At 45.2% G+C, this 13,699-nt stretch carries 10 protein-coding genes; 9 read left to right on the forward strand and 1 reads right to left on the reverse strand.

Features of this window, described 5'->3' with window-relative positions:
• Nucleotides 1–673 precede the first annotated feature (673 nt).
• The 9 genes from BEL04_RS18375 (at nt 674) to BEL04_RS18415 (ending at nt 13,215) form a co-directional block, all read left to right on the forward strand.
• Entirely contained in the window at nt 674–1,603 is a 930-nt protein-coding gene (locus tag BEL04_RS18375; protein WP_066006271.1) for an outer membrane protein assembly factor BamD, read from the forward strand.
• Between the two features lies 1 nt (nt 1,604).
• Nucleotides 1,605–1,928 carry a DNA-directed RNA polymerase subunit omega gene (locus BEL04_RS18380; protein WP_066006272.1) on the forward strand — a complete coding sequence of 108 codons (324 nt, stop codon included), beginning with the start codon at nt 1,605–1,607 and terminating at the stop codon, nt 1,926–1,928.
• 133 nt (nt 1,929–2,061) lie between these two features.
• The gene (gene coaBC, locus BEL04_RS18385) at nt 2,062–3,264 is read left to right on the forward strand and encodes a bifunctional phosphopantothenoylcysteine decarboxylase/phosphopantothenate--cysteine ligase CoaBC (protein WP_066006273.1); all 1,203 of its coding nucleotides are present in this window, start codon (nt 2,062–2,064) and stop codon (nt 3,262–3,264) included.
• Nucleotides 3,261–4,160, forward strand: a complete 900-nt coding sequence (locus BEL04_RS18390; protein WP_066006274.1) for a DUF4835 family protein — start codon at nt 3,261–3,263, stop codon at nt 4,158–4,160. Before coaBC ends, BEL04_RS18390 begins: the two co-directional genes overlap by 4 nt.
• A 529-nt stretch (nt 4,161–4,689) precedes the next feature.
• The gene (locus tag BEL04_RS18395; protein ID WP_066006275.1) at nt 4,690–5,067 is read left to right on the forward strand and encodes a BlaI/MecI/CopY family transcriptional regulator; all 378 of its coding nucleotides are present in this window, start codon (nt 4,690–4,692) and stop codon (nt 5,065–5,067) included.
• A gap of 6 nt (nt 5,068–5,073) precedes the next feature.
• The gene (locus tag BEL04_RS18400; protein ID WP_066006276.1) at nt 5,074–7,065 is read left to right on the forward strand and encodes a M56 family metallopeptidase; all 1,992 of its coding nucleotides are present in this window, start codon (nt 5,074–5,076) and stop codon (nt 7,063–7,065) included.
• A gap of 61 nt (nt 7,066–7,126) precedes the next feature.
• On the forward strand, nt 7,127–8,788 hold the full coding sequence (gene recN, locus BEL04_RS18405) for a DNA repair protein RecN (RefSeq protein WP_066006277.1): 1,662 nt from the start codon (nt 7,127–7,129) through the stop codon (nt 8,786–8,788).
• A gap of 378 nt (nt 8,789–9,166) precedes the next feature.
• Nucleotides 9,167–9,979 carry an enoyl-ACP reductase gene (locus BEL04_RS18410; RefSeq protein ID WP_066006278.1) on the forward strand — a complete coding sequence of 271 codons (813 nt, stop codon included), beginning with the start codon at nt 9,167–9,169 and terminating at the stop codon, nt 9,977–9,979.
• A gap of 209 nt (nt 9,980–10,188) precedes the next feature.
• The gene (locus tag BEL04_RS18415; RefSeq protein WP_066006279.1) at nt 10,189–13,215 is read left to right on the forward strand and encodes a DUF2723 domain-containing protein; all 3,027 of its coding nucleotides are present in this window, start codon (nt 10,189–10,191) and stop codon (nt 13,213–13,215) included.
• A 65-nt stretch (nt 13,216–13,280) separates the two neighbouring features.
• Here BEL04_RS18415 and BEL04_RS18420 read toward each other — a convergent pair whose 3' ends face one another.
• Complete coding sequence (locus BEL04_RS18420) at nt 13,281–13,643, reverse strand: DUF3592 domain-containing protein (RefSeq protein ID WP_066006280.1); 363 nt, start codon at nt 13,641–13,643, stop codon at nt 13,281–13,283.
• Nucleotides 13,644–13,699 lie beyond the last annotated feature (56 nt).

Here is a 13,699-nt window from a genome sequence, read left to right on the forward strand (position 1 = left end):
GGCTTCTCTTTATATCTTACCTTTCGGCTTGATTATCTTGTCTTGTCCCCTCCGGAATCGCTCCGTCGGTAAGCGAGATTCGCATCTCCCTTTTTGTTCAGCCTTCCGGCCCCTTTCCCATCTTCTCCCCCTCCAACTTCAAGCTTCCTGCTCTCCGCTTTTTCCCCTCTCTTCGTTTTGGGACTGCAAAGGTAAGAACCTTTTTGCTACTTCCAAATTATTTTAAAAAATAATTTTTCGGTGATTTTCTTTTCCTTTTTTCGGATCAATCTTTTCGGCTTTCGCCTCAAATTATCCTACTTTTAACCTTTTTAAAGAACTTCCGCTCCTTCGTTTGCGGGCTGCAAAGGTAGGCACAATTTTTACTTACGCAAACAATGGCTGCGAATAATTTTAAGATATTTGATAACGCATTGCAAATCAGCCGGAATAATTTTCAAATAAAGTTCAACAATAGTGTATATCTTACACAAAAGGCCTTTCTGCTTAGTATTGGGCCCCATCAGGAGCCATCTACCGCAAACACGCATATATACGTATAACGCCCGAAACTGCTCTTAACCGTTAAAAGATGTTAAAAACAAAGGCCAGCCGAGGTTTATAAAAAGAACCGTTTTAACTTGCGGCGAAATAAATAATTGACTGATTTATAATATTGCTATATCTTTGCAAAATGTTTAAAAAACAAATCCCTTTTATCGGGGCCTTATTAATTGTACTAACCATAGCTGTTGCCGGCTGTAAAAGCGAATACGAAAAGCTCAGAACAAGTAACGACCTTGCCAAAAAATACCGCGAGGGCAAACGCTACTATAATAAAAAAGACTACGGCCGTGCGCTGGAGTTGTTTGAGGACCTTACCCAGCACTACCGCGGGCAAGCCGAGGCCGAAGAGCTGTTTTACTATTATGCTTACACCAACTATAAGTTAAAGGATTATACATCGGCCAGATACCACTTTAAGGTGTTTGCCGACACCTATCCTAATAGTACACGTACCGAGGAGTGCCGCTTTATGTCGGCCTATTGTTATTACCTGGATTCGCCGAACTATTCGCTGGATCAGGAAAACACGCAAAAGGCAATCGATGCGTTACAGCTATTTATGAACTATTATCCCAAAAGCGACCGTACGGCTGAGGCGAGTAAGCTGATACAGAACCTGCGCGATAAGCTGGAGATGAAATCGTACGCTAACGCGAAGTTGTATTTAACCATCAGCGATTATCAATCGGCAGTAATTGCGTTCAATAATTCGCTGCGCGATTACCCGGATACCAAATATGCCGAGGAGATGGAGTTTTTGACCATCAAGGCACAATATTTGTACGCTAAAAACAGTTTCGAGATCAGGCAGACAGAGCGTTATAATACTGCCTTAACTTACTACCAAACCTTTATTGAGCACTACCCTACGAGCAAGTACAGGAAAGATGCCGACGATCTGAAAAAAAACTGTGAACAGGGATTGGAGCAAACCAAACGCATTTTAGCCGAGGCCGAAACCAATCAAAAACTATACAAAAAACTGGAAGAGGAGAAAAAGTCGCTTCCGCAGATACAAAAAGATTCAATAGCAATAAAAAAGGCAAAAAATCAGTAATATGAGCAATACGAAACCGGCTGTTGCAAGCAGCACCATTACCCGCGACCTGCGCGAGCTGGATACGCAAACCGAAAACATCTACGAGTCGATCGTGATCATGGCGAAACGCGCCAACCAGATATCGAACAACATTAAGGAAGAACTGCATCAGAAACTTTCTGAGTTTGCATCATCGAACGATAACCTGGAAGAGGTATTTGAAAACCGCGAGCAGATCGAGATATCGAAACACTACGAAAGAATGCCCAAAGCAACGCTGGTAGCTGTTCAGGAATTTTTGGATAACAAGGTTTATTACCGCAATCCTGCCAAAGAACAATAGCCCCCTACCCCCCTAAAGGGGGAACAAGGCTTTATTATATTGAACTCCCTAATAAGGGAGTTTTTTTTTCTACAATTTTTGATAATTTTACGTAACATAATTCCCCCCTTAGGGGGTTAGGGGGCTTTGCTTTATGCTCGACGGAAAAAAAATAGTTTTAGGTGTCTGCGGCAGCATTGCGGCTTATAAATCGGCAATTTTGGTACGCCTGTTGGTTAAAGCCGGCGCCAGTGTGCAGTTGGTAATGACTAAAGATGCTACTAATTTTATCACGCCGTTAACGCTTGCGACCTTATCCAAAAAACCGCTTTTGACTGATTATTTCGCTCCCGAAACCGGCGAATGGAACAACCACGTTGAGCTTGGGCTTTGGGCGGATATGCTGATCATCGCCCCCGCCACAGCCAACACCATAGCTAAAATGGCCAACGGCCTTTGCGATAACCTGCTTACCGCCGTCTACCTGTCGGCTAAATGCCCGGTTTATGTTGCCCCGGCAATGGACCTGGATATGTGGAAGCATCGATCGACCGTAAACAACCTCGATAAACTCAAAGCCTACGGCAACATATTTATCCCGCCCGGTTATGGCGAACTGGCCAGCGGTTTGATTGGCGAGGGCCGTATGGCAGAACCCGAAGAGATTGTAACGTTCATCAGCGACGATCTTAAAAAAAAACTCCCTTTAGCTAATCAAAAAGTATTGGTTACCGCAGGGCCAACCTACGAGGCCATCGACCCTGTTCGTTTCCTGGGCAACCACTCTTCCGGTAAAATGGGTTTTGCTATCGCAGATGCCATGGCCGCTCTGGGTGCCGATGTGACTTTGGTTTCGGGCCCATCGAACCAGAAAACAAAACATAGTTCCATTAAGCGCATTGATGTTATTTCGGCAGCACAAATGCTGGAGGTTTGTATGGAACAATTTGCTACAGCGCGCATTTGTGTAATGAGTGCCGCTATTGCGGATTATACCCCGGTGACAGTTGCAGATCAAAAGATCAAAAAGCAGGCCGACGTTTTTACCATCGAACTTAAAAAGACCACCGATGTACTGAAAACCCTTGGCCAGAACAAACAACCCGGGCAGATACTCATCGGTTTTGCTTTGGAAACCAACGATGAGGAGAAGCACGCCGTTGAAAAACTGCATAAAAAGAACCTCGATTTTATCGTACTTAACTCGCTTAATGATGCCGGCGCCGGTTTTAAAACTGATACCAACAAAATAACGATCATAGACCGCGACCTGCACAAAACCAGCTACGAACTGAAAACCAAGAACGAAGCAGCCCGCGATATCTGCAACAAAATTATTGAACTGATACAAGCATGAAGAACGTGGTATTCATATTTCTGATCTTATTGCTTAGCATCAGCGACGCTCATGCACAAGACCTTAACGCACGGGTGCAAGTGCTTACACCTAAGATACAGGCATCAAACAAACGGATATTCACCGTGCTGGAAACGGCCATGAAGGATTTTCTGAACGCCCATAAATGGAGCGCCGACCAGATACTGCCAGCCGAACGTATCGATTGTAACTTTATACTCAACGTAACCAGCTGGGATGGCAGCAGCACTTTCAGCGGCGAGCTGCAGGTACAATCAACCCGGCCCGTATACGGCTCTACCTATAACAGCACTTTGCTGAGCAACAACGATAAAGAATTTGATTTTACCTATACTGAAGGCCAGCAGATGGATTTTAACGACCAGACCTTTCAAAGCAACCTCACCTCGGTGCTGGCTTTTTATGCCTATGTGATCATCGGCCTGGATTACGATTCGTTCTCGAAATTTGGCGGTACCCCATACTTTAATAAAGCTAAAACCATTGTTAACGTAGCGCAAACTTCATCGTACAAAGGCTGGAACGCTTTTGAAAGCAACTTTAACCGCTACTGGCTTGCCGAAAACCTCAATAACAAACGTTACGAGGTTATCCGCGAGTTTATCTACAACTATTCGCGCAATGGCCTCGATCAAATGGCCAATAACCCAACTACCGGCCTTAAAACCATTACCGGCTTGCTGCCCGCATTATCGCAGATCGACCGGCAAAGTGTAGGCTCTATGCTGCCGCAGTTGTTCTTCACCGCTAAGTCGGACGAGTTTGTATCGCTGCTGAGCGCCGATTCGCCCCAGGATAAGGTCGCTGCTTACAACATCCTCATGGGCGCAGATCCATCGAACGGCAATAAATACCAGGCACTGCAGAAGAACTAAGTTGATTTTGGAATTGGGAATTGGGATTTTTCGCGCGTGTTCGTTTTTAATGGTGCTCAAGAGGGCTACGCCGTTTCGGATTTCGAATGTTCAATTTCGAATTTTTAAAGGCATCCCGGCTAACGGAAAAGATTCCGGCTATTCGAAGTCTCCTGACTTCGAACAACCTTAGTTCCTTAACGCAAGATACATCCACTCCTGTTCTGATGTCAGAAGATTCCGAGCAGTAGCAAGTTTCGCAGACCGATAAATACTGCTTTTATTCTCGCCAAAAATTGCGTATATTGTATTGGGCGCGAAGCTTAAGCAATTACAAATTTGATAATAGCACACCGATAATTATTACAAAAATACCGATAAATACCCATGTGTTTTGATTTTCGGTTGCGAATTTGGCAATAAAATCAAACAGGTTGCCCCCCTGTATTTGTACTTTTTTGGTTAAAAAATGTTAATTTCTCAAATTTATTTGCATTTACGAAAACCTTCGTATATATTTGATTTACGAAATTATTCGTAGACTAAGATTATGGAGATCAAACCCACCGAGAGCGAATTAGAGATACTGCAGATACTTTGGCAAAAAGGGAGCTGCACCGTGCGCGATGTACACGAAGAGCTGGCCCTGAACAAAGATGCCGGCTACACCACCACCCTAAAGCTGATGCAGATCATGGCCGAAAAAGGTTTGGTGGAGCGCGATACAACCAATCGCACACATGTATACAAAGCAGCCGTAAGCCAGGACGATGCACAGAAACATTACCTGGATAAAATGATCAATAACGTGTTCAACGGTTCGGCGGCCAACCTGGTGATGCAGGCCCTGGGCAATCACAAATCGTCAAAAGCCGAAATTGAAGCCATTAAACAATACCTCGACCAGTTAAACAATCCCTCAAAATAAAAAGCCATGGAAACATTATTCAACCAAATGAGCCAGGTGCTTGGCACCACACTGCTCCACTCGTTATGGCAAACCCTGGTCATGTACGCTTTGCTGCGTATCTTCCTGGCATGTTTCCCTTCGGCCTCATCGGCCAATAAATATAATGCCGGTTTATTATCGCTTGCCGGTTCGGTGGTATGGACGGTAGTCACTTTTGTTATTGAGCTTGGGAAACACAATTTCAGCCAGCCGGCGGCCGGCGACACTGGCGATATTCTACCGTTTATCCCATTACACCATGCCACAATAGCCGATACTACCGACAAGGTAGTTAACTCTTTCGATATTAATCTTTACCTGCCCTACCTGGTAGCATTCTGGCTCATTGGCATCGCCCTGAACTCGGCAAAGCTGCTTTGGGGCTGGCGAAGTATTTATCACATTAAAAGTGATAGAAGTAATGCGCAGGTATTAGAAAACAGCGTGGATAAGCTTGCGGTTTACCTCAGGATTGGCAAAAAGATCAAAGTATTTGTAAGCGGGCACGTTGATGTACCTTGTATTGTAGGCTACTTAAAACCGATGATCATTTTGCCCGCCGCGGTGATCAGCCAGTTTTCGGCAGAGCAGATCCAATCCATCCTGATACACGAGATGGCGCATATACGCCGCAACGATTACTTTGTGAATGTGCTGCAACAGATTATCGGGATACTGTTTTTCTTTAACCCTTTTACTTTACTGATCAACCGGATTATTTATGCCGAAAGGGAGCATTGCTGTGATGATATGGTGCTCGAAATTACCGGGCAACCCTTAGTGTACGCGCAAACTTTATTAAAGTTAGAAGAAAATCGCAAACAAAACCAGCAACTGGCCATAGCCGCAACCGGCAAAAAATATCACTTATTAACCCGTATCAAACGTATTATGGAAACAAAAAAACAAACTGGCAGCTTCCGCCACGCACTGGTCGCCGTATCGCTGCTTACCATGAGCATGGGCACCATTGCCTGGCTCAACCCCGAAATTAAAGACGGTAAGCTTACCGTTATCCCCATCACCATCCCGTCTTTATTACATAACGATGCCGATACGGTGAAGAAGCATACTCCTACTAAAAAGCCATCTGCCAACAAAAGCACCGGCGGAGGCAAATCAACCGGGAGCGGGAGTTCGAAAGGTGGTACAAACTTTAGCTATTCGTACAGCAACGATCCTAAACTGAACAAACTGATCGCCGAGGTACAAAAACGCAGCGAGGCTATTGGTAAAATGTACGATAGCGAGGCTTACAAAAAGCTCGAAAAAGAAATGGAAAAACATTCGGCCTATGTCGATTCGTTTTACAATCGCCCTGAATTTAAACGCATGCAGGATTCACTCGACCGCCAGAATAAAGTCTTCGACGAAATGAGCAACAGCCCTGAGATGAAGGAGCTGGAAAAGCGTATGGAGGAAATGGGCAAAAACATGGATAAGTACTACAACTCGGCCGACTACAAAAAACTCGAGAAAGCCATGGAACTGCAAAGTCAGCTATTATCCGAACAATCGGGCAATAAAGCCGAGTACGAAAAACAGCGTGAAGCTTATAATAAAATAGCCGAGCAGTTTAAAGCTTATAACAACAACCCTGAAATCAAAAAAGAGCAGGAAGAAATGCGTGAGATGGGTAAAAAAATGCACGACTTTTACAACAGCGACAGTTACAAAGCTCAACGCGACGAGATAAACAGAATGAGCGCCGAATTACGGAAGCTGTATCAGTCGCCAATGGCTAAAGAGCAAAATGCCGAAATGCGTAAACTGGGCGAACAGATGAGAGCTATCGCCAAATCGCCCGAAATGATCAAACAAAAGGAAGAACTGAAAAAGGCGGAGGCCGCGCTGAAAGCGTACCGCAACAGCCCTGAGTTTAAAAAGCATCAGGAAAAAATACAGGCCGAGGTGAACAAGCTCATGAAAAACATGCAGTACACACCCAAAGCAGATACTACATCTTCGGGTAAATAAGGTCAGTTAATTAAGCGCGAATTTGTACTTTAGTATCCTCATAAAACGGGGATACTTTTTTATGCTCAAAAAGCTCAGTATTAGTAATTACGCTTTAATTGATAACCTGGAGATCGGTTTTGCCGATGGTTTAAATATCCTTACCGGCGAAACCGGCGCGGGTAAATCGATCATTTTAGGTGCGCTTTCGCTGATACTGGGGCAACGTGCCGAAAGCCGTTATTTTTTCAACCAGCAAAAAAAATGCGTTATCGAAGGTACTTTCCTGATCGGCGAATTTCACATCAAAGCTTTTTTTGAAGAGAACGATCTTGATTATGAGAACGAGACCGTTTTGCGCCGCGAGATATCGGCAGATGGTAAATCGCGGGCCTTTGTGAACGATACCCCGGTGAACCTGAATGTACTGAAGCAATTAGGCGAAATGCTGATCGATATCCACTCGCAGCATGCCACGTTAGAGATCAACGATGCAGGTTTTCAGTTACTGGTGGTCGATTCGGTGGCTAAGCATAACGATCTGTTGCTCCAATATCGCATAGGGCATAAAGTTTATAAACAGTTGCAGAGTAAATTACAGCTACTGATAGGCCAAAGCGATAAAGCCAAAGCCGAACTGGATTATCAGCAGTTTCAGTTTGACGAACTGGAAAAGGCAAACCTGACCGCAGATGAACAACCCGCGCTTGAGCTGGAACTGGCAACACTCAACAATGCCGAAGAGATCAAACGCAACCTGCTTGGCGCATACCACCTCATGAACGAGGGCGAGATATCGGCCTTGCTGCAATTAAAGGAAGCCGGGCACCACCTCTCGTCGCTCGAAAAATTTAATCCGGCCATTGGCGAGCTGCACCAGCGTTTAAACAGCTCGATCATCGAACTGAAAGATATCGCGGCCGAGATTGACGACCTGGAGCAGCGTACCAATATCGATGAAGAGCGTGCCGCAGAGATCAATAACCGCCTGAACCTGATCTACACCCTGCAAAAAAAACACCGCGTAAATACCAACGACGAGTTACTGGCTATACAGGACGAGTTATCCGAAAAGATACAGCAAGCCCTGTTTGGTGATGAGGAGATAGCAGCGATGCAAAAACAAATAGGCATTGAGAAAGACAAGCTCAGGCAACTGGCGGCCGAACTCTCAAAGCAACGTGCAGCCGCCATCCCATCTATCGAAAAGCAGGTACAGGTTTCGCTGGCCGGTATGGGTATGGAGCATGCGATTTTAAAAATTGAGAATACTATTGCCGGCGACTTCGACCAAAACGGTATCGACCATATCCGGTTCCTGTTCTCGGCAAATAAGGGCCATACACTGGCCGAAATGAGCAAGGTAGCCTCGGGCGGCGAGTTATCGCGGTTGATGCTGGCCATCAAATCGTTGATAGCAAGTTATACTGCCTTGCCAACCATTATTTTTGATGAGATCGATACCGGCGTATCAGGCGAGGTGGCCAATAAGGTTGGCCAGGTAATGGAACAGCTATCGCAAAACCTGCAGGTAATTACCATTACCCATCTGCCGCAAATAGCCAGCAAGGGCCAAAGCCACTACTTTGTTTATAAGGATAACGAAACCGCCACCACCTATACCCGCATTAAACAGCTTAACGAAAACGAACGCATATTAGAAATAGCCAAAATGCTGAGCGGCGATAACCCCGGCGAAAGCGCGTTGCAAAATGCGAGGGAGTTGTTAAGGACTGTTCATTAGTTCACTGGTCATTTGTTCATTAGTCTTTAATAGTGTAAACAGATTGCGTTTTGTCGCTCACTAATAAACTAATGAATCAATTAATGATGAACTAATGCGCGTTAGGGATGGCGGCGCCCGCCTGCCGGACGGGCAGGGATACCGGCCTTGTGGCTAATGCCTGTGCAGTATGAGCGTACAGCCCGGCCCGCAGGGAAACGCCCAAAAACAATTATTGAAGGATTGATTGACTGGATGATTATTGAGTCAAACACTTAAACCTTTCAATTTTACAACATTTCAACGTTCAACAAAGCATTTGCACATCCGCACATCTGCACATTAACTAATTCCGATAATTAATTATAATTTTACACCCGCTAAATCAAATCTATTAAAATGGCATACAACTTATTAAAAGGTAAAAAAGGGATCATCTTTGGCGCGCTGGACGAAAACTCCATCGCCTGGAAAACTGCACTGGCATGTCATGCCGAGGGTGCCGAACTGGTTTTAACCAATGCACCCATCGCGTTGCGCATGGGCACCATCAATAAACTGGCCGAGATTACGGGCGCTCCGGTTATACCTGCTGATGTTACCAGCAACGAAGATGTTGCCAACCTGTTTACCAAAAGTATGGAGCATTTTGGCGGAGGCGTCGATTTCATTCTGCACTCGATAGGCATGAGCATCAACGTGCGCAAAGGCAAACATTATACCGAAAACGATTACGATTTTACCCACAAGGGATTGGATATTTCGGCGCTTAGTCTGCACCGCATTTTAGCTATCGCTATGAAAATGGATGCAATAAACGAGTGGGGCAGCGTTGTGGCACTGAGCTACATTGCCGCCCAACGTATCTTCCCCGATTACAACGATATGGCCGATAACAAAGCCTATCTGGAAAGCATTGCCCGCAACTTTGGTTACCAGTACGGCATCAAAAAGCATGTACGCGTAAACACGGTATCGCAATCCCCAACCCGTACAACGGCCGGCAGCGGCGTTAAAGGTTTTGACGGCTTTATCAGCTATGCTGAGAAGATGAGCCCACTGGGCAATGCGGATGCTGAGCAATGCGCCAATTATTGCGTAACCCTGTTCAGCGACTTGACCCGCATGGTGACAATGCAAAACCTCTTCCACGACGGCGGATTCTCGTTCACCGGGGTGAGCCAGGCCGTGATTGAGCAGATGGAGAAATAACGCCCCCTCTAAATCTTCCCCCTAAAAGGGTAGACTTGGAAATCAAGAGGCTTTAAATAAACGAAAGCCTTCCGTTAGTACGGGAGGCTTTTTTTGTTGGCTGTGCTAAATGTTAAATCTTGTTAACGTATGTTAAATGTCGAGGTTTTACCGCAAATACTGTTGAACTTGTTGTATCAACACATGGTAAAACTTTAACTCACAGCACAATGCCCTACAAGAAAATCAATAACCTGTTAGGCTGGCTTTGCTTTGCAATTGCCACGACCACCTACGTTTTAACGCTCGAACCATCGGTAAGCTTCTGGGATTGCGGCGAATTTATTTCCTGTGCCTTCCGCCTGCAGGTATCGCACCAGCCGGGTTACCCTATGTTTGCCATGCTGGGCAAAGCATTTTCGTTGCTGTCGATGGGCGATAATACCAAGGTGCCATATTTTACCAACCTCATGTCGGCATTGGCCAGCGGGGCCACCATTATGTTTTTGTTTTGGACGATTACCGCCTTTGCACGCAGGCTCGTACTAAAAAAATCAACCGAAATAAAACCTGAAAATACCTTAATGATTATGGCCGCTGGTTTGATTGGCGCGCTGGCCTTTACGTTTACCGATACCTTCTGGTTCTCGGCTGTGGAGACCATTGTTTTCGCTTTATCGTCGCTTTGTACCGCGGTGGTATTCTGGGCCATACTCAAATGGGATGCCTCTGCCGACCAGCCCGGAGCAGATAAATGGATTGTTTTTATAGCCTACGTCATAGGCTTATCTGTCGGCATACACCTGCTTAATTTGCTCACCATACCGGCTATCGTTATGGTATATTACTTCCGCAGGCAGCAAAACATTAATTATAAAACCGGCATCCTGGCATTTTTAAGCAGCATTGCCATATTGGCGCTGGTGCAGTTCGGTATCAGGGGATATACCATCCATATCGCCGCTTATTTCGACCTGTTTTTTGTGAATACACTGAGCATGGGCTTTGGCAGCGGGGCATTGGTATTCTTCGCCTTACTGATAGGGGCCCTGGTTTATGGCATAAAACATAGCATCAAACACCAAAAACCAGTGCTGAATTTAGCATTGCTATGCGTGGCTTTTATTTATTTCGGGTATAGCTCATTTGCTTACATCCCTATCCGGGCAACGGCCAATACCGATCTCAATAATTCGCACCCCGATAACGCTTTTACGCTTTACGGTTATTTAAACCGTATCCAGTACGGCGAAACACCTTTGCTCAACGGCCCTTACTATGATGCCAAGATCACTGATCAGACAGAAGGCAGTCTAATATATCGCAAAGGCGAAAAGCGGTATGAGATAGCAGGCAAAAAGATGAACTATACCTATGATCACACCACTATTTTACCACGTATATGGAGCACCGAGGCTGATGCACAATACGCCCAGAACGTTGCTTTTTATAAAGATTTTTTGGGCATAGCCGACGGGCAAACGCCCACCTTCGGCGATAATATGAGATGGCTGTTTAACTGGCAGATCTACCAGATGTATGCCCGCTATTTTTTGTGGAACTTTGTGGGCCGCTACAATGATATGGATGGCCAGCAGGATCCGTCGGGTATTAACGGCAACTGGACCAGCGGCATTTTCGACGGCGGCAAACACCTGCCCAAATCGGTTACCCAAAGCATTACCTACACGCCATTGTACGCCATACCATTTGTACTCGGTTTACTGGGCATGATCTATCATTTCAGGCATAAAAAACGAGATGCTTTGATCGTAGCGCTGCTTTACTTTTTTACCGGGATAGCCATCGTACTCTATGTTAACCAAGACAGTTTGCAGCCCCGCGAAAGGGACTACAGTTACGTGGTTTCGTTTTACGCCTTTGCGATATGGATTGGTTTGGGTGTGATAGCCCTGATAGAGTTTGCCCGTACCAAACTCAGTTTACGGGTGGCTACCATCGGCTCGTTCGCTATATGTTTGATCGTACCTGTGCTGATCGCCACAAAAGAATGGCGCAGCCACGACCGCTCGACCAAGATGACGCCGCACGATATGGCCTACAACTTTTTAATATCATGCCCTAAAAACGCTATTTTATTTACTTATGGCGACAACGATACCTACTCGTTATGGTACGACCAGGAAGTGGAAGGCATACGGCCAGATGTGCGCATTGTATGCCTGAGCTTGTTCAGTTCCGACTGGTACATCCACCAGATGCAGGGAAAAATGAACCAGTCGGACCCGCTGCCTATCACCATGAATTTTGATAAGTACAAGGATGGCACCCGTGATGTGATCTATTATAATGATGCAAAGATACCGGGAGCTGTTGAAGCCAAAGATGTTTTCGACTTTGTTACGTCAGACGATGCCCGCGCCAAGGCCGAATACCAAAACGGCGAAACGCTAAACTACCTGCCTACCAAACATTTTAAGTTAACCATCGATGCCGATGAACTGGTTAAAAACGGCGTAGTCACGCCCGACCAGAAAGATAAACTGGCCAAAACTATGGAATGGACCTACAACAGCAACTACATGCTGAAAGACAACCTGGCCATACTGGATATACTGGCTCATAACAACTGGAAACGCCCTATTTGCTTTACCGCCACTATGAATACCGAAAGCATGGCCGGTTTACTGCCCTATCTGTACAAAGAAGGTTTTACGTATCGCCTCATTCCGTTTAAACATGATAGTACCCTGCACGATGATTACAGCAAAACCAACAGCATGGTAATGTATCATAATGTGATGGACAAGTTTAAATTCGGCAAGTTTAAAACTGCAAAGTACCTGGATAATGTATCGACCCAGCAGTTTTACGATGTGATGCAGGGCACGTTTATAAGTCTGGCGCAGGGATTGGCGCACGACGGGCATCCCAACCTGGCGCTAAAAGCACTGCATAAATTTGATGCCGAAATGCCGGATATTACCCCCGATATCGATTCGGCCCGTAACAAATACCTGCTGGCCGACGCTGCTTATACCCTGCACGATGTAGTTTTAGGTAAAAAATACATCAAAAGCGTTGACGGTTATATTACCGACCAGTTAGATTATAACTACGCCTTGCTGGAAGATAAGCAGCCTGGCCTTAACATGCGCGATATACAGCTCTCCCTGCAATTGCTGAACGCGATGGCCGATACCGCCAAAACTAATAACGAGCCCGAGCTGAGCGCACAACTATCCGGCAAGTTTAAAGATTACAGCAATAAATTCGGGATGCTGCAAAGCAGGTAATGCTGTTTAATTCGGATAAAAATTATCATGACAAGTCTCCCTATATACCTGGAGACTTTGTTGTTTTATAACGCTTTATTAAAATCGTCTACAACGTAACGATCAGGATTTTTCGAATCGTAAATGATAGTTATCTTATCTCCTGTCTTAAAAACACCAGGCTCAAAGCTTACGTCGTGTTGTTTGGTAAGGTGATCCCAGTGATGAGTAGTATAGCGTATAACAGGATAATAGGTTGTTTTGTCGACAAAATTATTGTCAATATTGCCTTTGGTCACTTTCTCAACCAACTCAACTATTATAGCTTCTGCTTTTATACCGCGCTTTTTGATCCAGAGCTTCCGCATCAATATCTTAACAACAGCAAAAACAACAACCAACACAAAAACACCAACCTTGGCAAGCTTTACAATGAGAGCAGAATCCATAACAACGGCAATTTACAAAAGAAAATCCGATACAAAAATGCGGACACAAAGTATTA

This window comes from Mucilaginibacter sp. PPCGB 2223 (genome assembly GCF_001705515.1).
Taxonomy (GTDB): Bacteria; Bacteroidota; Bacteroidia; order Sphingobacteriales; family Sphingobacteriaceae; genus Mucilaginibacter.

What these genes read in the sequence shown, in the direction of transcription:
- BEL04_RS18380 (WP_066006272.1), top strand. Translation starts at nt 1,605, where the DNA reads ATGAGCAATACGAAACCGGCTGTTGCAAGCAGCACCATTACCCGCGAC.
- BEL04_RS18420 (WP_066006280.1), bottom strand. Translation starts at nt 13,643, where the DNA reads ATGGATTCTGCTCTCATTGTAAAGCTTGCCAAGGTTGGTGTTTTTGTG.
- BEL04_RS18410 (WP_066006278.1), top strand. Translation starts at nt 9,167, where the DNA reads ATGGCATACAACTTATTAAAAGGTAAAAAAGGGATCATCTTTGGCGCG.
- BEL04_RS18390 (WP_066006274.1), top strand. Translation starts at nt 3,261, where the DNA reads ATGAAGAACGTGGTATTCATATTTCTGATCTTATTGCTTAGCATCAGC.
- recN (WP_066006277.1), top strand. Translation starts at nt 7,127, where the DNA reads ATGCTCAAAAAGCTCAGTATTAGTAATTACGCTTTAATTGATAACCTG.
- coaBC (WP_066006273.1), top strand. Translation starts at nt 2,062, where the DNA reads ATGCTCGACGGAAAAAAAATAGTTTTAGGTGTCTGCGGCAGCATTGCG.
- BEL04_RS18395 (WP_066006275.1), top strand. Translation starts at nt 4,690, where the DNA reads ATGGAGATCAAACCCACCGAGAGCGAATTAGAGATACTGCAGATACTT.
- BEL04_RS18400 (WP_066006276.1), top strand. Translation starts at nt 5,074, where the DNA reads ATGGAAACATTATTCAACCAAATGAGCCAGGTGCTTGGCACCACACTG.
- BEL04_RS18415 (WP_066006279.1), top strand. Translation starts at nt 10,189, where the DNA reads ATGCCCTACAAGAAAATCAATAACCTGTTAGGCTGGCTTTGCTTTGCA.
- BEL04_RS18375 (WP_066006271.1), top strand. Translation starts at nt 674, where the DNA reads ATGTTTAAAAAACAAATCCCTTTTATCGGGGCCTTATTAATTGTACTA.